The following is a 23,276-nucleotide window of genomic DNA, read 5'->3' as shown; positions in this document are numbered from 1 at the left end:
TTTATGTTGTGACACTCTCCCAATCTTCATCTAGTCCAAGTCCGCGCAAATCAGCGAATGTGCTGTTCAACTCTGCTTCATACAAGGCCCAAACGACGCGAAGCCCCTGCAGACTTGCTGGTCCATCCGTCATCGGACGCGAACCGTCACGGATACAATCGAGGAAATGTCCAATTTCGAAATGTGTGAATTTGCTAGACATGTTCATGTCGAGCAATACAGTTGTGCGTGATTCAGTATCAAGATTCGCACGCTCTTCCTTGATATGAGTATGTAGATACAGCTTTTGTTCAGCAAGATGGATTTCCAGCATGCCTTCCGTGCAATGCGCATGAATGCTCCATCCGAGTCTGGTCCCTCTGGCTCCCCATGTTCCGAAATGGTAGCCTAACGCACCGCTCTCGAACTCAATCGTTACATTACTTGTCCCCTCCTTCTCCATCCATGGAATTCCGAAGTTCGAACCAAGATGAACCCCTCTCACAGGTTTGCCAAGGAACCACAGCAGCAGATCAACATAGTGGCAGCCATGACTGAAGAACTGCCCTCCGCCTAATCGCTTGGCTGATGTTGCCCAGTGACCTTCCGGATACTTCGTGAACTGCTCCGTCCAAATTGACATTTGGAAGCAATCACCATAAGCTTTGCTGTCGATCAACTCCTTCATCTTGCGCACAGCAGGGAAGAATCGAACAGGATAAGCGGTCATCAATACTTTGCCTGCCTCATCCGCCGTCCGGATTAGCTCGATACATTCTTCCTCTGTGTTGCACATCGGTTTTTCCATCAATACATGCTTGCCGGCTTTCAAACAGGTCATTCCGACCTCAAAGTGCAGATCATGCGGCAAAACAACCAACACCGCATCGACTGCATCCAGCAGCTCCCGATAGTCCGTGACGAACAGTGTTGCTCCTGTAAGCTCCGCTGCTTCACGCGCTCTTTCCTCAATGATATCGCAAGTAGCCGTGATGACCATCCGATCACTTAGCTCTTGATATCCGGTGCTATGTGTACTTGCCATACCTCCGCAGCCAATAACTCCAAGACGAATAATATTCGTGTTCATATGTGTGTCTCTCCCTTATCCTGAATAGTTGGATTTTTATGATTTGATTGCTCCGGCAGTCAAGCCTTGAATGTAGTATTTTTGTAAAAAAGAAAAACAAAGTATGATCGGAATAACGGAAATAAGCGATCCCGTCATCAGAATATTCCACTGTCTGAACACACCTGTATCAAGCAGCATGACACCGAGCGGCAGTGTGAACAGATCCTGGCTGTTCAGCATAATCATCGGCAAAAGAAAACTGTTCCAGGAACCGAGAAAATTGACCATCGTTATAGTAGCGATAATCGGAGTCGAAATGGGAATATAAATCCAGAACAAAATACGCATAACGCCCGCTCCTTCAATCTTTGCGGACTCGTACAGCTCGTGCGGAATGGAACGGAAATAATTACGGAATAGAAAAATTGCCATAGGCGCTGCACCGTTCACAGAAGGCAGAATAAGCCCAAGATGCGTATCCAGCAAGTTCAGATAATTCTCCACCAGATACAAAGGAATCATGATCGTAATACCAGGAACGAACATCATGCCCAGGAACAACAAGAAGATGGCGTTGTTGCCTGGAAAGCGAATCTTGGCAAATGCGAAGCCTGCCATGGCGAATATGACATTAATCCCGATCAGCGTCCAGAATGCGACATTGACGCTGTTCAAGAAATATTTGAAGAAATTCAACCGATTCCATACATCTACATAGGTTTCCCAATGCCACTTCCCTTTGGGCAGCAAGGAGTAAGTATTCATCACGTCGAGCGGTGCCTTGAAGGAAGCTCCGATCATCCAAGTTAGCGGATAGAGGCATAACAAGCCCCAAATGGTAAGCACAAGGTATAGAATGACAACATTTATTCTTTTCACTCCGCTACACCTCCCTGTGACTTGTCACGGAATAACCGCAGGCTAATCAGTGATAAGACAAAGGTAATCAGGAACAGCGCCCACCCCATTGCATTAGCTCGGCCCAGGTCGCCATTTTGGAAGGCTTCCTCATAGATCAGCACGTTCACGACCATCGTCTCGCCGGCTGGACCGCCCTTCGTCATGACCCATATCTGGCTGAACACCTGCAGCGCCCCATCCAGATTCATGATGACTGCTATGACAGTAATTGGCATCAGAATCGGCCATGTGATGTGCAGCAGCTTGTGCCAGGCATTCGCCCCGTCAATCTCAGCCGCTTCATACAGATGCGGGTCAACGGTTTGCAGTCCAGCAAAGAACAGGATCAGATTCCCTGGAATAGAGCCCCAAATAATCGTGACGAGCACCGCCGGCAGTGCTGTTCTCAATTCACCGAGCCAACCATTCACCGCGACCCATTCCTCGAGTCCAATAGCTGTCAGCATCTGATTCAGAGCACCTGTCGGTTCGTATATCCCTTGCCATACATAGAAAATCGCTACCGACGAAGTAACCATTGGAAGCAGGAATACAGTGCGGTACAATTTAGCTCCGCGAATAATGCTTTGAAGCAGCACGGCGAGCACAAGCGACAGAGGAATGACAACTAACACCATTGTTATCGCAATCCATGCGTTGTTGAGCAGCGCTTGCCAGAAAAAACGTGTCAGAATGACATTGCCGCCAAGCAAAAAGTCTTTGAAATTATCAAGTCCGGCGAATCTGGCATTCCAGATCATTTGCCCTTGGCCAAGATGAAAGAAAGATAAGACTAATGAAAATAAAACAGTGAACAAACCGATAACTATAAACAGGATGACTGCAGGAGCAATGAGCAAATATCCGGCAATTCTTTCCCGTAGCACATCTCTTCGGATACTCATCTGAAAACCACACCCCCGTGTTGAAAACTGGAGAAGGAGGATGCTCCTCCTTCTCCAGCCTTGCATTAATGTCCGTTGCTTCTTGTTGCTACTTGCCTTCTTTGGCTTTGAAGGCTTCTGCAGCCTTGTCATAATCCTTAGCCGCGTCTTCAACGGTCATTTCACCGAGCATGACCTTCACCATATTGTTGTGGAACACTTTCCAGTCCTCCTTATACACTTCCTGACCGATTGCCGGATTCGTGGACCACCAGTTGCTTTCACTGCTGAGTGATTCAGCCATCGCCTTGAGCGAATCATTGAGCTTGGATGTGTCTTTGATCTTCACGGCCGGCAAATCAAATGCATTGTTCGCATACAGAATCTGACCTTCCTCGGATGTCAGGAATTTGACGAACTCCATCGCTTCTTTCTTGTGCGGACTGTCATTATTGGCCACGACTTGTACGAGCGGGAATGGAGTGACTGTTGCATTCGCCACAACAGAGCCTTCATAGGCTGGAACGCGGAAGCTGATTATGTCATCCGGATTCATGCCAAGCGCTTTCAGAGTAGCATAAGTGAATGTGCCTCCAATGCTGTACGCTGCCTTTCCTTGTGCGAATGCTTGATCAGCCCCATCAATATCAAGCGTAACTGAACCAGGCAGGATCAGGCCTTTCTTCGCCATGTCATCAATAATCTTAAGCGACCAGATATGCTTCGGATCCGACAGCTTCTCTTCACGTTTCATGAATTTCGTGAACGAATCTGGACCATTCTTCATGTAATCCACGAAGTTCACGAACCAGGAAGAATATACACCTGCTGCTTTGGCGCTGAACACGAGTCCAGGAGTGCCTGTCTTCTGCTTGACTGTGTTCATCATAGTCAGCCACTCTTCCATCGTCTTAGGAGCTTTAGCTTCCAGACCCGCACTCTTGATCAGCTTTTTATTGCCATAGACCATGTAAAAGGCGCCAACATCAATCGGCAGACCATACGTTTGCCCAACCTTCGCCGCTTTGATCCAGTTGGTGGATTTTTCAGACTTGGCATAAGCCTCTACATTAGCTTGTGATACTGTAACGCCTGTAAGCGCTGCCGGAAGAAAGCCTGATTTCCATGCAGCATCTTTCCCAAGCTCCGCCGACCACTCTACCGCTTTACCGTCATAAGCACCGCCCAATGGAGAAGCGTGATAAGCCCATATGTCAGGCAAGTTTCCAGCAGCCGCTGATGCTGTAAGCTTTTGAAAATAAGCATCGTCCGGTGTTGTCGCGGTTGTCTCTACTGTGATTCCGGTCTTCTTCTTGAAAGCGTCCGCAACCGCTTTGAAGCCTGGGTCGAAGGCGATTTTCCAATGCCACATCGTGAGCTTTACATCGCTCTTGGGAGCCGTTGTCGCTCCACTTTTGGGCGAGGCGGTGCTGCCGTTGTCGCTGCTGTTGCCTCCACAAGCTGCCAATGAGAACACCATTGCTGCGCTGAGGACGATTGCTCCCAATCTTCTAAAAGGTTGTACTCTTTTAATCATGCTTGTCCACATCCCCTTTACTCTTATTTAGTTAGTGACTTCAGCTCTAATATTAGGACCTTAACCGGTTTTCATCTTTACCTTTCCGTCCGTTTTTTTTGCACTATAGTATCAATCTTGCGTGCCAAATCTTTGTTACTTAAAGGAACCTTTTCGAGTATAATTGAGCTAATCTTTAGAGCTTGTACTTAGGACCTTTTTGTCTATACATTTGTTTTAAGGAGGACAACCGATGATCTATAAACATGTGCCGCTTAGTCAGGAAATCGTCGTGGACAGCATTATTACGTTTCACTATTACGAGCTCTCTGGCTCGTATTCGACTAAGGGTGAACGGCATGATTTTTGGGAGTTTGTGTATGTAGATAAAGGGGAAATTCATGTAAAGAGGGAGAACGAGCAATTCAGCTTGAAGCAAGGGGAAGTGATTTTTTATAAGCCCAATCAGTTTCATGGCGGGCGAGCAGACGTTAAGTCTCCCCCGAATCTTATTATCGTCACATTTGATTGCGCTTCCATTGCGATGAATTTCTTCGAGAACAAATGCTTCAAGGTCGATGCGCAGGAGAAAAAATTTCTGACCTTACTCGTAAATGAAGGATATAATGCACTCACCCCTCGCCTGGACAAGCCTTTCAAACGTGTCATGCATAAAAAGAAGAATGCTCCTTTCGGGAGCGAACAGTTAATTAAGGTGTACCTGGAGGCGCTAATGATCCATTTCATTCGCAGACTTAGTAAAGCCGAATCTGGGACACAGCTTCGTTCGAGTGACACCGACAACAAGGATGAAGATTTGACCACACAGCTTATCGCTTACATGAAGGAGCAGGTTGAATCCAAGCTGACATTGACAGACATTTGCAAGAAGTTCGCAATCGGCAGATCACAGTTATTACGTGTCTTCAAATCGAATACCGGATGTGGGGTCATTGAATATTTGAATGACCTTAAAGTGGAGCGAGCCAAAACAATGATTCGCGAGGAACGATACAACTATACGGAAATAGCCAAGCTTCTTGGTTACAATAGCATTCACTATTTCTCTCGCCACTTTAAGCGGTCTACGAAGATGACGCCTACGCAATATTCACGTTCCGTTCGAGCCAAAATTACGCATCACCCTTATTGATGGCTAATAAAAAGCAGAAGTTCATCTACGGGACGTAGTGACTTCTGCTTTTTTTTATCTACCTCATACGCGACCTGGAGACAGCGGAGCGATTAATCCGTCTCCTCCTCCGCTTCGCTTGGCGGACCCACCGGCCGCTTCCCGCGGAGCAATTGACGTATATTCACGACTCGCGCCTCAGCATCAACACGGCCGTTATTGCCAAGCTGGACGACTGAAGAAGCAGCAATCGCAGACACATCTACTCCGCACACGCGAATTGCCCCATGCTCATTACATCGAGTGAGATATACTTCATTGTCCAGTGAAGGCTGCGGGATGGGCACCCAGAATAAAGGATAGTTCGAGAACCCTCCTTCTCCTTCTATAAAAAAAGGTACTTCACGCTGCAGCGCAAACACCCAATTGAGAGGTCTTATTACAGCAGAATCACCGACATGCAAGATGGAGGCGCTGGTGATCGAATCCATTTTGAGCTCTTTAACCATTATAGTCCGACGCAAAAGCAGGCCCTCCCCTTCATCCGTGTATTAACGCTCTGGAGCAAGCGGTACCAGCGGCCCAATAAGGAGCGACTCTGGAGGTGTATCGAAAATAGATGAAAGTGTAACAAGCTCCGTATCCCCGATCAGGAAAATGGATGAGCTGGAAACACCCGTTACTTGAATATTTCCAATCTGAACCCCTCTGTTGACTACCTGCATGTTCATCTGTTATTCCATCTCCTTCTTCGGGAAAGTTTGCAAATAGCTTTCTATTCCCGTCTTGATGTCGTTCTCAACTTGCTCCATAATGCTGCTCTCTTGCTCGTTCCGCTGATCACCGTCATCCTGGACGTCATATTTGAGTATGTAATGGGTGATTCGATCATCCACTTGCTTGCTCAAATCAGCCACGATATGTGCCCTGTATTCGTCTGCCAACGGAATTCCATATTTACCTTCCAGCACCTTCATGTCTTGCACAACATCATTGCTCAAGTACTTCTTTACGCCTCCCTTAATAGCCGAGAATGCTTCCTGTGCACCGGGAGGACCTAACGGACCAAGAGGATCCGCAGCCCCTGTTGGACCAGGTCCAACGAATGAACCATCTGCGGCAAAGTTATTGCCGACCGCGAATTGTTCAATCGACTTCACATTGTCCGGAGTAATTCCAATATTCAACGTTCCATCCAATTTCTCAACCTTCAGCTGATCAAAGTTATATTCAATCTTTTCCACATTCACTGGCTTCTGACGTTGAAGCGCTTGGAGTTCTGATGAGATCTGTTCCAATTGCTTCTGCATTTGGACTAATTTCTCGGATTGCCACAGTAATTGAGTGTATAGCTGCCGGAATATCGTATTCCAGTCATAACTTGAGCCCATGAACGGTCAACTCCTGCACAAAAGTGACTTCTCCCTTATCCTATGACAGAGGGACCGAGGGGCATGACTCCATGACTAATTATGTGGTGGCCGGAAGAGGAACCAATGGCGAAGTCAACGCTCCAGCCTGAGGTGCCGGTCCCGTGAATTGGCCCGTGTTATACAGATTGGACATTGACTTGATCATTCCCGCGCAACCGATTTGCAGAACGGAGGAATTGGATATTCCTCCAACCTTGAGCTGATGAATCACTATACTCTGATGAACGACCAAATTCACGTCTCGTTCACCTTCTTGCTACTAGCATCAATCAGATCCTGATCATTCGTTTTTGTGAGATTACCCTGGTTGTTATTTAAGGAGGGTCCGAAAGTATCTCCGGTATTGAAAGACCCTGCGCCTGCATACGTCTTGGATGTACTGACAGGAGAAATGACGATTGTGTCGCCAATCTGTACGACCGAGCTAGGACCCACACTAAGGATTTTTATGTTTCCTACAATAGAAGGCATTCCCAACCACCCTTCGCCCTTTGAATCATATGATAATGTATGTGGGTATCCGCCTAGAGGTGTTGAGTTTTTTCTCTGCATGGTAAATTGGCACTTCATGAGAGCGCCCATCATAAGATGAATGGATGATGAAGGGAGGGGTTCACATGACCAAATCGGATAGAAATTCCCCATTCGGCCCGGACTGGAAACATTTCGAGGAGTTATTTGGCGGGATCTCCGCCTTACACCAGGGGAAATGGCAAGATCTTGGTTGGGTTGATCAATTCGTTAAAAATATGTTAAAGCAAACCGAGACGAATACGGATGCCAGTTCAGCTAAGACAGCTACGAACTTACAAACAGAAGTATTCGAGACTCACCGCAATGTGATTGTGAAATTAATGGTGCCTAACCATGTTCAGCCGCGCAATCTTCAATTGTTCGTCAACTCCTCAAAATTGAAGATTGAGGGCTATGGGCAGCGTACTCAGTTCGTTCGACTGCCCACTCCCGTACAACCTCAATATAGCAAGGCTGAATATCGCGACGGTATTCTTCAAATCCAGCTGCGTAAGCGGACGAATTCGGACCGATTCGATGAAATATATGTCCGGTTTCTCTAATGGGCCGCTTTCAACGGCATGCGGACGGTGAAAGTTGTGCCTATATTCGTACGGCTGGACACATGAATGCTCCCGTTGTGATTCTCAATGATGCTGTAGCTGACCATTAAGCCTAGTCCCGTGCCTTTTTCCTTGGTCGTGTAGAAGGGCTGCCATATCGTGGTCAATTTCTCTTCAGGAATCCCACAGCCTTGATCCGTTACCGATACGATTGCATTATCGCCTTGTCTCTCCAAACGAACTTGAACGACTCCTCCGCTCGGCATGGCTTCAATAGCATTCTTAATAAAATTCACGAATACTTGCTTCAGTTGATTCTCATCACAACGAATCAGAAGATCTCCCTCTGAATGGCTAAAATGAATCTCAACGTTGTTCAATATCGCTTGAGGCTCCATTATAGATACGACTTGCTGAATTAATGTATGGAATTCCTGTACCCGAAAAGCTTGTGAATGAGGTTTGGCCAGGAGTAACAACTCACTTGTAATGCTTTCGATCCGATTCAGTTCTGACTTCATAATATCCACGTAATCGCGCTTGTCCTTCATCTGGGAAGATAGCAGCTGCAGAAATCCTTTTATTGAAGTCAGAGGGTTGCGTATCTCGTGGGCAATACCCGCGGCCAACTGACCCGCCATTAGGAGCTTCTCAGAGCGCAGCAACAGCTCTTCTGCTTCCTTACGTTCCGAGATATCGCGCATCACACAGAGAACGCCATTAATCGAGCCGCTTATGTTTTCTCGCACCAAAGTTGTCATCGATTCCATCCACACAAAACGACCATCCTTGTGACGAAATCGAGAGCAATACAGCGTCGAGGTTATCTCACTATCACGCTGTTGGAAAAATTGCTGGGCAATATTAGACACTTCATCAGGATGAATTAAACTTGCAATATCGGTTCCGAGAAGCTCGTCCTGCGAATAACCTAACAATTTGTTACACGAAGGTGAAATATACAAAAAAGTGCCCATTAAATTACAACGAAAGATGAGATCAAAAGAATGCTCCTCTATTACTCTGTGCATTTCTTGGCTTTCTCTAAGCTTTTCAAGCAATTGCTTCTCCTTCGTTATATCCTTAGCAATTCCATATACCCCCATTACCCCGCCTTCCACGGTAATAGGCAGAAAATAAGTCATCAACTCCAGAATACTTCCATTCTTATGCAGAACACGTGAGCTGTACTGTTGAGCTTTACCGTTAATCGACAAAGAGAAAAATTCAATGGCCTTTGCCCAATCTTCCGTATGTATGCGATTAATGAACAACGTTTGAAACAGTTCATTCGAACTGAATCCTGTAATACGTTCGCATGATTCATTCATGGTTAGAAAACGTCCCTGCAGATCCAGGGAGAATACGGCATCCGGATGATGCTCGAATAACGATTTGTAATGTTGTTTATTTACGTGTAACGCCCTGGCAAGCTTCGTTTCTTTAATGGAACGCTGTTCAAGTGCGGTCAGATCTGATTTCCCTCGCGGGATCTCCTTGAATTGAACCATGTATCCGCTGATCTTACTGACAGGCATTGTAATTTCGTTCCAGTGCAGCTCAAGCTCAGTAAAGCCTTTTTTATGAATCAATTTGACGATTTTGCCTGAATTTCCTTCTAGTATACCTTCTAGCGGACTTACAATCCGATCTTCTATCAAAAAAAGGACATGCTCTACCGACTCGGGCATTAGCCATTCCTGTTCTGTATATCCTGACGTTTTACAGAGTACCTCATTAACCATTAACCAATTCCCTTGTTTGTCCATCCAACCGATACCTATAGCCGACATTTGTGTGAAAGACTGGAATAAATCCCATTCCGATTCAGATGAAACAGCCTCCAAGTTCTCCGCCTCCTGTGTCTTAGCTTCTATAGCAAAAAACTTATCACTATAATCTAATAACACATAAATGTGAATTTGCAAACATTTTTCTGACAAACAAAAAAACTTTCCTAAATGATGGAAAGTTTATTGATATTTCCCTTATTATACCATTAAATTTGCCAATTTTGCCACTCTCTTTTTTGCCGTTCGCGTTCTTCTAACCACTTAATTGTTTTTGCATATAGCTCAGCTTTGCTCTCTCCTGTGGAGAAAGTATGGTCTCCCTTGAAGATCCATTCCAGGTCACATTGTCCATCCGTTCGCATCCAGAACACCTTCTGGTAGATGGAACTATAATCCGGCGGAACTGCTTCATCAGAAGTACCATGCACAACCAGGACATCACCTGAAAATTTGCGAATACTAGCTAATGGTTGGTAAGTGGCAAGAGTTTCGAAAAAGTTAGGTTTGAAATTGTAGCCCAGAAAGTCAGCTGCCCCTTCTTGGATCGACTTGTCGTAAGTGGACTGTCCCACAAGACGGACGATATCATTGAAAGGGTGCGCTACAGCAGACCACAACACAAGCGATTTGACGCGTTTGTCGATCGAAGCAGTAAGCAAAGCTACTGCTCCGCCAAGACTGTGGCCGATTAGTGTTAGCCGATCGGGATCCACATAATCAACATCCAATAAATAATCCATCACGACACGAGTTTGCTCAATTAAGGAATCAAGTCCTCCTGCTCCATAATCGCCAGTACTTTCTCCGCACCCAGCATAATCAAATCTGACCACAACATATCCGGCTTGGCTAAATTGTCGGGCTGCATTAACGAATAAACGGTCCACTCCAATACGATTCCCTACAAAGCCGTGGCACAATACGAGGGTGGGACACCGATCAAGAGGAATCCCGCCGTACTCACCGTTCTTATTGGGGTAATGAATCGTGGCCTGAAGCTCTTCACGGCCATATGGAATCGTTCTGGTATGTTCCATCGTAATGATCCCTCCATTTAATTTATCTCATAATTCATATATGTTTACTTGGTATTATTACTTGCATAGTATCATCCTGCCATCAATCTGTCAATCCATGTTATTCGAACAGCAAGAAGCCTCCTTGTACCTACACAGGAAGGCTTCCCATATCTCTTATTATAATTCATATTATAGTCAATATGTCCTGCACGAATAAAAACTATAAATTCACTTTCACAGAACGCCCAAGCTTTGCAGACTCATAAGCAGCAATCGCCACAGCTGCTGATTTCAATCCATCCGCTCCTGTAACAGAGACTGATGTTCCCTCACTAAGCACTCTAATGAAATCTTGGACTAGCGGACCATCCATTCCATCGCCCCAGAAGGAGCGTGACGTCTTCCCGCTCTCACTTATATATACTTCATTCGCCTGGGCGAAACCATTCATACTGATTACACCCTTCGTACCGACAATTTCCATAGTGACATCCGCCCCATGAATGTAACCAGTTGGTCTGGACCAGCTAGGATCCATGATTCCAATTGCTCCATTGCGGAACTTTACATGTATCATCCCTGCGTCGTCAATACCCAGATTATCGTGGAACAGCTCCCCGACCTCTGCATACACTTCTTCCGGCTCCGATTGAAGAATCCAGTTCATCAGATCCATAACATGGACGGTGTGGTCGAGGACAGCTCCTCCGCCTGATAGAGTTGGATCAATAAACCATCTACCGGGCATACGGCCCTTATTGGTCCCTTTTATCGCCAATATATCCCCGATAGCTCCTTGATCGATTGCGGCTTTGGCATCACGGACAGCTGCCAAGTAACGGCATGGGAATGCCGTCATTAACTGAACATTATTGTCCCGGCAAACGGCAATCATCCCTTGCATTTGTTCTATTGATACCCCGAGCGGCTTCTCACACAACACATGTTTACCCGCACGTGCTGCATCTGCTGTATACCGGCCGTGTTCAATATTCTCGGAGCAGATGACTACAGCATCTATATCTGTTTCCAGAAGCTCCATATGATCGTCATAATAGGGGATACCCAACTTCTCTACATGTGTTGCCACTCTATCGTACTCCGGGTCATACAAGCCGACTATTTCAACATTATCGAGCTTCATCAGCTCTAGTAAATAGCTGTTCCCATGAGAGTGTGCGAAGCTGATCATTCCGATACGGATCGTTCTCATCTTGCTACCTCCCCTGCTGTATGGCCTGCAATTCGGACTGGTTGACCAGTCTGGAGTGACTGTACGGCGGAGTGGGCTAATTCAACGGCGCTTACCCCGTCTTGAGACGTGACAACAGCTTCCTCGCCTGTTCGGATGCAGTTCAGGAAATGTTCTAGTTGAACAACGAACGGATCCTTAAGTGACGGGCGCATGGGAAAATCGACACCTCTATGTGCGCTTTGTTCCGGATCGTTCTGTTGAACGACGAGCGAGACACTATTGCGGCTGTCATGGCGGAGCACGCCGTCTGTACCAGCCAATTCAACTTGTGTCAGGAACGGCCCCGGGTAACCCCAGAAAGCTTCCAGGTTAGCGATGGCTCCGCTCTCAAAGCGTATGGTCACCGACGCGTAATCCACCCCTTCGGCTTGTTGATTCACAGCAAACACAGTCTTCGCGTCTCCAAGTGTCCAACGCAAGAAATCCAGGTCATGAATCATTAAATCGAAGAGAATGCCCCCGCTTCTAGCCGGATCGATATACCAACTGCCTGCAACGGGATGTTTGCTCGCTCGCTTAGCATGTGCGACTCCGACTCTTCCAATGGTACCGTCCTTCACTTTCTGACGCAGCTGAACATACTCAGGGAAGAAGCGCAATACATGGGCAGGAAAGAAACGAACCCCATTCCGCTCACAGGCTTCCGCCATTTCCCTTGCATCCTGAGGATTAAGTGCAAGCGGTTTCTCGCATATTACATGTTTGCCGCTCGCCGCAGCCTTTAGAACAACCTCTTTGTGCATATGTGTAGGCAGCGTAACGCATACAACGTCCACTTCTGATGAGGCAATTAGCTCTTCATACGATGTATAGGCCGTTACTCCGTATTTAACCGCGCACTCCGCAAGTACGTCTTCCGAACGGTTGCTGATCGCTGTAAGGTGTACATCGGGTATGGTGCATAAACGCTCCATATACATCTTGCCCATCGTGCCGCAACCGATTACTCCAAAATTCATCACGATTCCCCCCTGACATGGCTTGAGGCAAGACGCTCCAATGTTTGTCTCACCGGTGTCTCAATCTCAGGCTCCAGCTTGGCAGGCATATGGAAGTAATATGTGGATTCGTCTGCCTCATAACCGTTATGCCGCAGTTGATATGCCATCGGCACATATCCAATCATCCCGTTAGAATAAGCAACGGGAAGTACATCTGGATTAATTGACTTCAAATACAGACCGTACTCCACCACTACTTCAGCATTCATTGCAAGCAAAGACAACCCCTCAGCCACGTCCAGACGCAGAAACTCCATCGTTAAAGCAGTAGCTCGCTTGTCGAATCGGGCTAACATTTCAACCGCCCATTCGTCATAAGGAGATTTACCCGCTTCAACCAGTGATTTCAGCTCATCCCGATTAGCCAATGGTCGAAGCTGCAAAGGCACTTCAACCTTCGTACCGGTGAGCAGCTTAGCAGGCAATACGGCTAGCGGACGATTTAACGTTGCTATCACAGCCTCTGCAAGCTTATCTCCGAAGTAAGCTATCTTTTGACGATCATCCTCCAAGCTCGGGTCTGCAGATTCTACATATATATTAATATCTGCTGTGCAGCCTTGCAGGAAGAGACAGACAGCCCCGTCTAGTTCACGCTCCAACCGTTCCATCGCATGACCTGTGAACTCAGAAGAGAGCTCGTTGGCATTTGATATTACAGGGTGACAAGCATAATGCACTAGTAATGCCTTGGCTTGCCCTGATGCCGAAGTGAACCGAATAACATTCACGTCATGATCAACAGGTCCCTCTGGATTGGGTCCTCCTCTTACCTTCCCATCTATATACTTGCGTCTTTGGATGCCGTTGTAACATTCTCCTGCTCCTCTTTCGACTGTAACCGGTTCCACATTCAGAAGTGCCTCTTCTACCGTTTGATAGAGCAAGGCTTCCAGTCTATCCACATAGTCGGCATCAGCGGTGCCTAATAACCGATGAAAGTTAAAGCTCGCTTGAGGACCCGAGTGACTATGAGTCGCGTTAAGAATAATACATTCCGGATGCAGACCAAAACGGTTGAACAATTGATTGCGAATCGTTTCCATTCGGTCGGAGCCCCACCATAATATATCAGCTGAAACGATTAATGCTTGGTTCCATCCGCCATTCCCATCTGCTTGCTGCAGAAAAACGGCTCTTAGAAATATACGGCTGATTACCGATTCATAAGGCTTATTGCCGCGGACAGCAAATCCCGATAATGGAACGGGGTACTCTGGAGTAATATCCGTTTTGGCGCAGCCTATTTGCAAGTTCGTCATCTTAGATTTGTCCTTTCCTTCATGCTTTTGTACTTCCTCTTATAGTAAAGGACAATACATGTTCATGCATGCCAAAATAGTATGGAAAGAAGACAAATCTTTATGCAAATGGTCGTTTGGGAAGGCCATCAGTCTACCTTCATTTGCAAGCTTCTAACCGGGCTGGCTTCTATGATACAATTAAGCTTATTAGGAATGGGAGGCAACTCGATGACGATTTTTCCAATCTATGAAAACGCACTGGAACTGCGTAATGTTACGGAAGACATGTTCCCCTTCTACATGGGCATTCATACGATAGGAGGCTACCCCGTTCATCATCACGAATTCGCCGAGATTGGCCTAGTGCTCAAGGGCAAATTGACTACACAAGTGAATGGAATCAAATATTCGTTTCAGCCAGGCACTTTGTTCGTCCTATTGCCTCATCAAATCCATGATTTCTCTAATGATACAGACAGCTCGCTTGAGCTTGTGTGCTGTATGTTCGATATCGGAATCTTAACAGACGGTTTAGTTGAGTCCGAGCTTAGTGCTTTATTGCTGCGAATCGGTGACGACATTCTGCCCTACGTTCATCTTGATGGTGAAAGGCTTGATACCATTCAGCGGATATTCCTGGATATCAACCGTGAGTATGAAGACAGGAAGCTGGGAAGGAATAGTTATTTGCGGGCTAAGCTTGTGGAAGCGATTATGCTTTTCGTGCGTTCGAATTCTGCGGTAGGCAGTCCAGAAGCTCCACGTTTGGCGGAGAAGAGAAAAGATACATGGAAGCTAATCCAATATGTAAACACTCATTATATGCAGGAGAATGTAACCTTGGAATTATTATCGAGCATGTTCAAGGTGAGTGTTCCTTATATTAGCCGTACTTTCAAAGAACTCGTCGGTCAAAGCTTCCTGAGCTACTTGCATGCGCTCCGCATCCGCAGAGCCGCAAGCCTGCTCGCCTCGACCGAGATGACCGTGTCCGATATTGCTACCGAAGTCGGGTTCGAGTCCTTCCGTACATTCTCCAGAGTGTTCAAAGAGTTGAAAGGGGTTACTCCCTCGGAATTCAGACAAACGGTCGGAGGCCGGCAATAGGGATTGCCGTGAGCCTCCGACCGTTTTATGTGAATGAGAAGTCTTCATCCCTCAGTTGTTCTACGTGAAGCGTACGAACATAACCGTTCCCCTTCTTGGAGAAAAAGTCATGTTGTTTGGTTCTTGTACTAATCCCATTAAATACAATGGGGTTGACTTCTTCTTCAGGGAAATGAGGGTCAAGTCCCAAGTTCATGAGCGCCTTATTCGCATTGTAGCGAACATAAGCCATAACCTCTCCGTCCAAACCAATCTCGGTATATAATTCGCTTGTATACGCTATTTCGTTCTCATATAACTCTTGGAAAAGAGCGAACAGCTCCTTCGTGACCTGCTCCTTCTCCTCTTCATTCAACTGTTGGAACACTTCCTGTGCCAATGTCCCTACATACAAGCCATGGATGCTCTCGTCTCTTAGAATGAGGTCGATAATCTCCCCGCTGCTTGTCATCTTACCTTGACCCGCCAGATACAGCGGATAGAAAAAACCGCTGTAGAACAAGAAGCTTTCCAAAAGCACCGACGCTGACATAGCCAGGTATAAGGATCGCGTGCTTGTAATATCTTCATAGACCGCTGCTATCCGGCTAGCTTTCAGCTGTAAGCGTGGATTCTGCTCCACCCAACGGAATATTCCATCAATTTCTTCGGAAGTTGCAAGCGTGGTGAATATGCTGCTATACGATTTGGCATGAATCTGCTCCATCATCCCCATGAAGGATAATACAGCTTTACGCTGCAAGCCGTCCACATGCTCCACGATCTTCGGCATCCCGACACCGCCTTGAATCGTATCTAATAAAGTCAATCCGCCGAGCACCTTCTTATATAATTCCTGCTGAGCTCGTCCAAGCTCCATCCAGGACATTTGATCATCCGATAGAGGGATCTCCTCGTCCGTCCAAAATTGCATAACATTTTGCTGCCAGAAGGCTAATGTATAATCATCATCCGGACGGTTCCAGTTCACTGCTTTCACTCTAATTGCCCCTTCCTGTTGTTATACCGCGCAGCTCGTGCATTCCTCTACGGATAAATGTTTCGTTCTAGTGTAATAAAGTGATTTCAATCCCTTGTGGGCGGCGTACACATATAATCTTGCCAATTCACGAGTAGTTACATTGCTGTTAACGTGAAGTATTGTTGATATTCCCTGATCCACATGAGCTTGAATTTCTGCAATAAGGTCGATCACTTTGAATTGATCCATATTGTAAGCTGATTTATAAAAGAACACATTATTAGGTGACAAATACGGCATCGGATAATAAGTAGTCGAATTTGCGTACGTGCGTGTCTCTATTAGCTCTACTACGGGCATAACGCTCGAAGTGGCGTTTTGGATATAAGAGATGCTTTGTGTCGGTGCTATGGCCAATCGATAAGCGTGATACAGACCGTGCTGCTGCACTTGATCCCTCAGTCTCGCCCAGTCCTGGCGGTCCGGAATGGACATCCCTTCGAATAGCGCTGCCACCTTTGCAGTTCCTGGAGAATAGTCCTGGTCCAGATAGCGATCAAAATAAGTGCCTGACGCGTATTCCGAACGATCGAAATCTTGAAACGTTATTTGACGGGCCTTTGCAATCTCCATGCTTTTCTCAATAGAATAATAATTCATCATCATGAAGAATGTTCTGGCAAAATCTCTCGCTTCCGCACTCTCATAGGCAATACTATTCTTCGCAAGATACCCGTTCAGATTCATGGCGCCCAAACCTACGGAATGCAGTTCAGAATTAGCTTTACGTACTCCAGGGGCATTCTCTATTGTAGTGAAGTCGCTTACGGTCGTTAAGGCTTCCATGCCTAGCTGTACCGACTCTTTAATGGCCTTGCGATCCATGACGTTGACTATGTTAAGAGAAGCCAGATTACAGCTTATATCACGAAGGATCTCATCAGGCTTGTCATAGTCATGAATAATGGACGTTTCTTGCAATTGGAATATTTCGGTACACAGGTTGGACATCTTCACAGACCCTAGCGCTTTCAAAGCATGCACGTTGTTAGCGTTCGACTTATTCATGATATAAGGATAGCCGGATTCCAGCTGAATCGTAGCGATCTTGGTCAACATCTCCCTTGCACTCATCACAACCTTCTTCGTTACTTTCGGGTTGTCCAGCAGCTCCTCATACATCTCGTCCAGATCAAGATCATCCAAGTGCTTGCCGTAAGCTTGATAGACGGAATACGATCCGAATACGTTTAGCGGTTTGTTCTCCTCTGCCAGCTTGTATAGCTTGTTAGGCACGATCAGCCCAATGGACAATGTCTTAATTCGCGACTTCTCATCCGCATTAATTTTCTTGCAATCCAGAAACTCCAATACGTCCCAGCCAAAAATATTATAATAAGCGGCGCCGGAGCCTTTGCGTTGGCCCATCTGATCCGCATACGAGAATGCATCCTCCAACAGCTTCATGATTGGCATGATGCCCTTTGCTGCGCCTTCTACACCTTTGATCGGTTCGCCGCGTCCTCGCAGCTTGGACAGGTTGACAGCCACCCCTCCGCCGATTTTGGATAATTGCATACAAGTACCGATAACATAATTAATCGAATTGAGAGAATCATCCGCCTCGAGCAAGAAGCAGGATACCATCTCGCCTCGACGGCTCTTACCCGCATTTAAGAACGTTGGGGTAGCCGGTTGCAATCTTTGCTCCATCATGGCGCATGCAATCCGTTTGGCCAGCTCTGCATCTCCGCGTCCAAGGAACAAGGCTACAATAGCTACACGATCCTCGTAACGCTCCAGATACAGTCCCTTGTCATTCGTCTTGAGAGCATAGTCCTTATAAAACTTTGAGATCGCCATGTAGGATTGAAATTGAAACTCGCTGTCCGCCGTGAGATTGTACACTTCTTCCACTTGTTCATATGTATACTGGTCGAACATATTGGTATAGTAATTTTCCTCTATCAAATAGTTCAGTTTCTCTCTTAGAGAAGCGAAGGATACACTCTTAGCTTCCACTTCCTCCATAAAAGCGGCAACCGCTTCTTTGTCCTTGTTCAAGTCGTAGAATCCATCGATTCCTTTGTTCATCAATTGGTTGTTCAGTTCAATATGCCGCAACGCGTCTCATCCCCTCTTGAAATCGTTCTACATCGCTAGTAGTTCCTGACAGTTCAAATTTATGTACAATTGGGACCGCGAACAGCTCAGCAAGCGTATCGGCGCTCTTGGCGAAGGAAGTACCCCAGTTCCGGTTCCCGCTTGCGGAAACACCTTTCAAATAGCCGCGATTACGTCGAAGAAAAGAAATTACATTATCCGGGGCGTTGCCGAATCCGGTTGTATAAGTAACCATTACGAAGGGCTCGTTCAGGTCTTCCCGTTCACAATCCTGCAGCTTCACTGCCTTCACACCGAGCTTCCTGACGAATTTCTCAACATTCCCGGTGCGGGAGTCATATACCACTAACATGATGTTCTCATCCTCCAATATAAAAGGTGCATCTGACTCGGGTAGCGAAGTCAGACACACCTTGATCATGAATGGTCCTATACACGATTCGTCCATTGGACGAATCATGATGCATTCTTGCAAGCTTGTCCGACACTTCCCTATCTCCCGTAGGTTACACAGTGTCTATGAACGGGCAGGTCTCCTGGCTTCAGAATCATCACTCGATCCACCTTCCCGGCATAGCGGCCAGTGGCTTGTCGAATCGAGCTCTTCTGTTACAGTGGCGGGACCGCATCGGACTTTTGTCTACCGAATTTCCCTATTAAGCCTAGTAGGCAACTACCTCACAAGGCACCCATTCACATCAATATATAGTTGTCTTCTCAAAGATTATATCAATATATTGAAATTGTCAATGAATAACTAGCAGATTTGACCATGAAAAAACGACTTAGGACTATAGCCCTAAGTCGTTTGTTTTGCGTCATTTTTCTGACAATTAATTGTCAGCTTTGAAGGTAATCGTCTTACCATGCGCTTTGGCTACTTGCTCGGCATAACCTTCGAACAAGCCTTTACCGCTGTACTTGGTCATCAACTCTTGACGATATTTCGGCCAATTAGAAGCATCCTTCTCGTCAAAGATGATTTGGGTATGGAACTTGTGCATTTGAGTCCGGAATGCAGACAGATCCATTCCAGGGATCGGTGATACGTTAGTACCTAAAAGGGCATACTTAACTTGTTTTACACGCTCCAAGATTTTACGGTCACGATCGGTTTCGTTAGGATCAATCAACTCAAGCCCAAGCGCTTGTGGTCCGATGTTGATGTTGCCGGCAATTCCTGCATAAATATCCAGGAACTTTCCTTGATCGGAAATATCACGTTTGTATGCCGCAGGATCAATAGTGATTTTTTTACCTTCTTTTTTATAATGAGTGCCTTCTTGACCATAGTGTGTCAGCAGGAAGCCTTCTTCACCTACGAGCCAGTCCATAATCTCTACAGTACGTTGAATTTTGTTTGCAGGAGCTTTGGCACTGAATAGGAAAGGTGTACCTGGAAGCGCTTGATAGCTCGCTCCATTCGTATTTTCGATGTGGAACGGCTGCCAATCAACGGTTTGAACACCTGTTGTATCTTTTGTCTTTTTCTGTATGCTATTCGCTGCATTATCGAAGGCATGAGTACGGTTGCTGGAGTAGAAAATACCGATTTTGCCTTGTGCCGCTTTATCCCATTGTACGCCAGGCTTGTTGAGGAACCAGTCCGGATCAACTACACCAAGAGCGATAGTTTTCTTAATGTCATTGAGCACGTTCTGAGTCCGGATATCGCTGCCTGCATCGATGAATTTGTCGCCTTCAACAAACAAACCAGGACCCAGGTTGTGCTTATACCATTCTGGGAAGTCCTTTGGTATTGAAGTACCGTTACCAGCCATCGAAAGCCCGTACGTATCGTTCTTACCGTTACCGTCTGGATCTTTGGTAGTGAACGCTTTCATAACTTCAATCATTTCGTCATAATTCGTAGGCATTTTCAGGCTTAACTTGTCAAGCCAGTCTTTCCGAACATAATAGGAGAAATATTGCTCTTTGTTGAAGATTACCGGTGCACGCATGAACACGTTCTGTACGCCATAACGCTTCATTTCGTCTTGGCTCAGCCAGTATTTGAAATAATTAGGCATTGTAGTTGGCGTTACATAGTTCGTCATATCCGCTACTGCTTTGTCCAAGATATAAGTGTTGGATTCAGCTCCGCCTGTTTGGAACATATCAGGAGCATCGCCGGAAGCAAGCTTCAGGTTCAGCTTTGTCTGATAATCCGTTGTGCTGTAGACCATGTATTCCATGTTAAGAGTCACGTTGAATTTCTCTTCAATCTTTTTCTTAACAAAGTCTTTGTCTGCAGCAGGAAGCTTGGAATCATTAGTAGGAACTGTAATCATCCAGTTCAGCGTCAGCTTTTCCTTTGGAGCTACTGTTGGAGCCGAGCTGGCACCAGGGGATTTAGATGGTGATGATGACGATGTTGGAGTTTCTTCTTTGGCTCCGCAAGCGCTTACTACCATGGCCGAAACCATCGATAAAGCTACGATCTGACTAAATCTCTTCTTCAATAAAATGACCTCCCGGAAATCGATAAATGTAGATTAGTTTGTTTGTTAGAGACGCAATAACATCAATTTCAATCTGAATACAACGCTTTCAGAAATCGCTTACATAAAACATTTTCATTAGGTGCACATCACCTCCTACAAAAGTATACAAGCCTATTTAATGTAATTATAGGTTGGATATATCTGTATATTACATGTATGAAGCTTTCAAGCATATAGCCTGTTACTATCCTGTATAGTACCTATACTATATCATAATGGTTTGTCTAGGCAACTATCTTTTTTCAATCTTTTCTTTCAGCTTCTCTATCAGTTGAAAGAACCCTTGATGCTGCAGGAAAGTTACGACTCCGTTCACGCCGAGAGCGGATTTGTTACCCAGTGCTGGTATAGCTTACCATAACTTAAATAAAGGCATCCAGAAAATTCCGGATGCCTCTTCATTATTAATCAGTCTGTCTTGAACACAACTTTTTTCCCAAGAGCTGTAGAAACCTGTTCACCGTATGCATCGAAGATTGCCTTCGCTTTATAAGTATCCAACAATTCCGTTAAATACTTCGGCCAGTTGCTTGAATCTTTCTCTTCAAACAGAACTTTCACTTGTTTGGCGCGCATCTGAGTACGGTAAGAGCCAATATCTAAACCAACTGGCGGTACAACGTTAGTACCAAGCACATAGAATTTGTTCTTTTTCATCACTTCAAGGATAGCGCGGTCATGATCGGTTTCGCTTGGATTAATAATATTAATTCCTATCGCACGAGATGGGTCCTTGACGTTATAACTGGCTACACTGCCCCATACTTCCGTAAAGTTGCCATTGTCGCCGATATCCTTCTTGATAGCATCAGGAATAAGCGTTATATTCTTGCCATCCTTCTTGTAGTGAGTACCCTCTTTACCTATGTTTGCCAGAAGATAACCTTCCTCGCTCGACAACCAATCAATAATTTCAATTGTGCGTTCAATTTTCTTAGGGTCTGCTTTTGCATTAAACAGGAATGGGACTCCCGGGAGCGGTTCATACGAAACAGGTAGATCCCCGGCCACATGAAATGCTGCAAACTCAGCCTTTTGATTCCCGGTCACTTCGCGAGTCTTCTTCTGAAAACTGCTAGCGGAATTGTCAAATGCGACGTCACGAACAGCGGAATAGAAAATCCCTACTTTACCTTGTTGAACTTTTGTGGCAGCATCGCCTGCTTTATTAAGGAACCAATCGGGATCGACCACTTTCAGATCAATCGTTTTACGAATATCATCAATTACTTTTGCGGTGCGAAGGTTAGTCCCGCTATCGATGAAATTGTTGTCTTTGTCAATAAAGAAGCCTGGTACCAAGCCATTTTTATACCATTCAGGGAAATCACCCGGGATTGATGTGCCTGAACCGGCTGTTGTAAAGCCATATGTGTCGTTTTTACCGTTACCATCCGGATCGTTTAACGTAAAAGCCTTCATAACAGCGATCATTTCATCGTAATTGGTTGGCACTTTTAGCTTAAGGCTAGGATCCTTCGCATTCAGAGCATCAATCCAGTCTTTCCGCACATAGTAGGAAGCATAAGAGGCTTTCTCGAATGGAACTGGGGCCCGCATGAACTTACCGCCTACTTGGTAACGCTTCATCTCTAAATCGCTCACCCATTTGAAATAATTGGGCATTTTTGCCGATGTAACGTAATTGGTTAAATCCGCTACCGCACCATCAGTTACGTATTTGGTCGTTGCAGTTCCTTCTGCATGGAAAAAGTCCGGTGCGCTGCCAGAAGCTAACAACATATTCAGCTTGTTCGTGAAATCGGGTCCAATAGACATATAATCAAGCTTGATCTCAACGTTAAACTTTTCTTCAATTGCCTTCTTAATAAAATCTTTATCTGCGGACGGAAGGCTTGATGTAGTGGTTGGAACCCCTATCATCCAGTTAAGGCTCAGTTTTTCCTTAGCAGGTGCTTTCGGTGTTCCAGTTGCTGCTGAGGTACCCGCTGGAGTTGGGGAAGCGGTATTCGAATCTTCTTTGTTGCCGCAAGCGCTTACTATTAGTGCAGAAACCATGGATAAGGCAATAACCTGACCAAATCTCTTCTTCAATGCAATGACCTCCCTGAAATCAATAAATGGTTGAATCGTATAATTTGCTAGTCGATCTAATGGATGACTTACTTCGGCTTTCAGTAATCGCTTACAGAAAGCAAATTCAAAAGTTTTCACGTCACCTCCAACAATAAGTAAGAGCTGAATATAAGACAGGTTATAGAAATATCTGTATAATACCTGTATACTTAGTTCCTTTATGTATTATACATAGAACA

The 23,276-nt window shown here is 45.7% G+C and carries 22 protein-coding genes and 1 riboswitch; of the genes, 3 read left to right on the top strand and 19 right to left on the bottom strand.

Annotated features, from left to right (window positions below):
- Position 1: 1 nt before the first annotated feature.
- From AC58QD_RS14375 to AC58QD_RS14360, 4 genes are all read right to left on the bottom strand, one after another.
- On the bottom strand, positions 2-1,069 hold the full coding sequence (locus AC58QD_RS14375) for a Gfo/Idh/MocA family protein (RefSeq protein WP_497334314.1): 1,068 nt from the start codon (positions 1,067-1,069) through the stop codon (positions 2-4).
- 36 nt (positions 1,070-1,105) lie between these two features.
- The gene (locus AC58QD_RS14370; RefSeq protein WP_497334312.1) at positions 1,106-1,930 is read right to left on the bottom strand and encodes a carbohydrate ABC transporter permease; all 825 of its coding nucleotides are present in this window, start codon (positions 1,928-1,930) and stop codon (positions 1,106-1,108) included.
- On the bottom strand, positions 1,927-2,856 hold the full coding sequence (locus tag AC58QD_RS14365) for a carbohydrate ABC transporter permease (protein ID WP_497334310.1): 930 nt from the start codon (positions 2,854-2,856) through the stop codon (positions 1,927-1,929). The genes AC58QD_RS14370 and AC58QD_RS14365 overlap by 4 nt, the downstream gene beginning before the upstream one ends.
- Before the next feature lie 88 nt (positions 2,857-2,944).
- Positions 2,945-4,372 carry an ABC transporter substrate-binding protein gene (locus AC58QD_RS14360; RefSeq protein ID WP_497334308.1) on the bottom strand — a complete coding sequence of 476 codons (1,428 nt, stop codon included), beginning with the start codon at positions 4,370-4,372 and terminating at the stop codon, positions 2,945-2,947.
- A 232-nt stretch (positions 4,373-4,604) separates the two neighbouring features.
- On the opposite strand from AC58QD_RS14360, the gene AC58QD_RS14355 reads away from it, so the two are divergent.
- Positions 4,605-5,504, top strand: coding sequence for a helix-turn-helix domain-containing protein (locus AC58QD_RS14355; RefSeq protein ID WP_497334306.1), 900 nt, complete (start codon positions 4,605-4,607; stop codon positions 5,502-5,504).
- 92 nt (positions 5,505-5,596) lie between these two features.
- On the opposite strand, the gene AC58QD_RS14350 is transcribed toward AC58QD_RS14355, so the two are convergent.
- From AC58QD_RS14350 to AC58QD_RS14330, 5 genes are all read right to left on the bottom strand, one after another.
- On the bottom strand, positions 5,597-6,007 hold the full coding sequence (locus AC58QD_RS14350) for a spore germination protein GerPE (protein WP_497334304.1): 411 nt from the start codon (positions 6,005-6,007) through the stop codon (positions 5,597-5,599).
- A gap of 27 nt (positions 6,008-6,034) precedes the next feature.
- Positions 6,035-6,214: a spore germination protein GerPD gene (locus AC58QD_RS14345; RefSeq protein ID WP_497334302.1), complete on the bottom strand. Its 180-nt coding sequence runs from the start codon at positions 6,212-6,214 to the stop codon at positions 6,035-6,037.
- Between the two features lie 3 nt (positions 6,215-6,217).
- Positions 6,218-6,874, bottom strand: coding sequence for a spore germination protein GerPC (gerPC, locus tag AC58QD_RS14340; protein WP_497334300.1), 657 nt, complete (start codon positions 6,872-6,874; stop codon positions 6,218-6,220).
- A 79-nt stretch (positions 6,875-6,953) separates the two neighbouring features.
- Positions 6,954-7,154, bottom strand: a complete 201-nt coding sequence (locus AC58QD_RS14335; RefSeq protein WP_497334298.1) for a spore germination protein GerPB — start codon at positions 7,152-7,154, stop codon at positions 6,954-6,956.
- Positions 7,151-7,387, bottom strand: a complete 237-nt coding sequence (locus AC58QD_RS14330; protein ID WP_497334296.1) for a spore germination protein — start codon at positions 7,385-7,387, stop codon at positions 7,151-7,153. The genes AC58QD_RS14335 and AC58QD_RS14330 overlap by 4 nt, the downstream gene beginning before the upstream one ends.
- Before the next feature lie 146 nt (positions 7,388-7,533).
- On the opposite strand from AC58QD_RS14330, the gene AC58QD_RS14325 reads away from it, so the two are divergent.
- Positions 7,534-7,992, top strand: a complete 459-nt coding sequence (locus AC58QD_RS14325; protein WP_497334294.1) for an Hsp20/alpha crystallin family protein — start codon at positions 7,534-7,536, stop codon at positions 7,990-7,992.
- Here AC58QD_RS14325 and AC58QD_RS14320 read toward each other — a convergent pair.
- The 5 genes from AC58QD_RS14320 to AC58QD_RS14300 all read right to left on the bottom strand — a co-directional run bounded on the left by AC58QD_RS14320 (position 7,989) and on the right by AC58QD_RS14300 (position 14,322).
- A complete protein-coding gene (locus AC58QD_RS14320; protein ID WP_497334292.1) occupies positions 7,989-9,839 on the bottom strand; it encodes a PAS domain-containing sensor histidine kinase in 1,851 nt (616 codons plus the stop codon). The two genes, AC58QD_RS14325 and AC58QD_RS14320, sit on opposite strands and share 4 nt — an antisense overlap.
- Positions 9,840-9,991: 152 nt before the next feature.
- Positions 9,992-10,822, bottom strand: coding sequence for an alpha/beta hydrolase family protein (locus AC58QD_RS14315; protein ID WP_497334290.1), 831 nt, complete (start codon positions 10,820-10,822; stop codon positions 9,992-9,994).
- 202 nt (positions 10,823-11,024) lie between these two features.
- Positions 11,025-12,017, bottom strand: a complete 993-nt coding sequence (locus AC58QD_RS14310; RefSeq protein ID WP_497334288.1) for a Gfo/Idh/MocA family protein — start codon at positions 12,015-12,017, stop codon at positions 11,025-11,027.
- On the bottom strand, positions 12,014-13,018 hold the full coding sequence (locus AC58QD_RS14305; RefSeq protein WP_497334286.1) for a Gfo/Idh/MocA family protein: 1,005 nt from the start codon (positions 13,016-13,018) through the stop codon (positions 12,014-12,016). The genes AC58QD_RS14310 and AC58QD_RS14305 overlap by 4 nt, the downstream gene beginning before the upstream one ends.
- A complete protein-coding gene (locus AC58QD_RS14300; protein WP_497334284.1) occupies positions 13,018-14,322 on the bottom strand; it encodes a neutral/alkaline non-lysosomal ceramidase N-terminal domain-containing protein in 1,305 nt (434 codons plus the stop codon). Before AC58QD_RS14300 ends, AC58QD_RS14305 begins: the two co-directional genes overlap by 1 nt.
- A gap of 210 nt (positions 14,323-14,532) precedes the next feature.
- Here AC58QD_RS14300 and AC58QD_RS14295 point away from each other — a divergent pair, with 210 nt between their 5' ends.
- Positions 14,533-15,411 (top strand): AraC family transcriptional regulator, encoded by an 879-nt coding sequence (locus AC58QD_RS14295; RefSeq protein WP_497334282.1) that lies wholly within the window; start codon positions 14,533-14,535, stop codon positions 15,409-15,411.
- Positions 15,412-15,436: 25 nt separating this feature from the next.
- On the opposite strand, the gene nrdF is transcribed toward AC58QD_RS14295, so the two are convergent.
- The 5 genes from nrdF to AC58QD_RS14270 form a co-directional block, all read right to left on the bottom strand.
- On the bottom strand, positions 15,437-16,390 hold the full coding sequence (nrdF, locus tag AC58QD_RS14290; protein WP_497334280.1) for a class 1b ribonucleoside-diphosphate reductase subunit beta: 954 nt from the start codon (positions 16,388-16,390) through the stop codon (positions 15,437-15,439).
- Positions 16,391-16,411: 21 nt separating this feature from the next.
- Positions 16,412-18,496, bottom strand: a complete 2,085-nt coding sequence (gene nrdE, locus AC58QD_RS14285; protein WP_497334278.1) for a class 1b ribonucleoside-diphosphate reductase subunit alpha — start codon at positions 18,494-18,496, stop codon at positions 16,412-16,414.
- The gene (nrdI, locus tag AC58QD_RS14280; protein ID WP_497334543.1) at positions 18,483-18,848 is read right to left on the bottom strand and encodes a class Ib ribonucleoside-diphosphate reductase assembly flavoprotein NrdI; all 366 of its coding nucleotides are present in this window, start codon (positions 18,846-18,848) and stop codon (positions 18,483-18,485) included. The genes nrdE and nrdI overlap by 14 nt, the downstream gene beginning before the upstream one ends.
- A gap of 157 nt (positions 18,849-19,005) precedes the next feature.
- A riboswitch (cobalamin riboswitch) is annotated at positions 19,006-19,204 on the bottom strand.
- Between the two features lie 125 nt (positions 19,205-19,329).
- A complete protein-coding gene (locus AC58QD_RS14275; RefSeq protein ID WP_497334276.1) occupies positions 19,330-20,958 on the bottom strand; it encodes an extracellular solute-binding protein in 1,629 nt (542 codons plus the stop codon).
- Positions 20,959-21,408: 450 nt separating this feature from the next.
- Complete coding sequence (locus tag AC58QD_RS14270) at positions 21,409-23,055, bottom strand: type 2 periplasmic-binding domain-containing protein (RefSeq protein ID WP_497334274.1); 1,647 nt, start codon at positions 23,053-23,055, stop codon at positions 21,409-21,411.
- Between the last annotated feature and the right edge of the window lie 221 nt (positions 23,056-23,276).

The sequence above is a fragment of the Paenibacillus sp. J2R1T-4 genome (assembly GCF_059692235.1).
The sequence above is the reverse complement of the archived record's forward strand: the minus strand, read 5'-3'. Positions and strand labels throughout refer to the sequence as shown.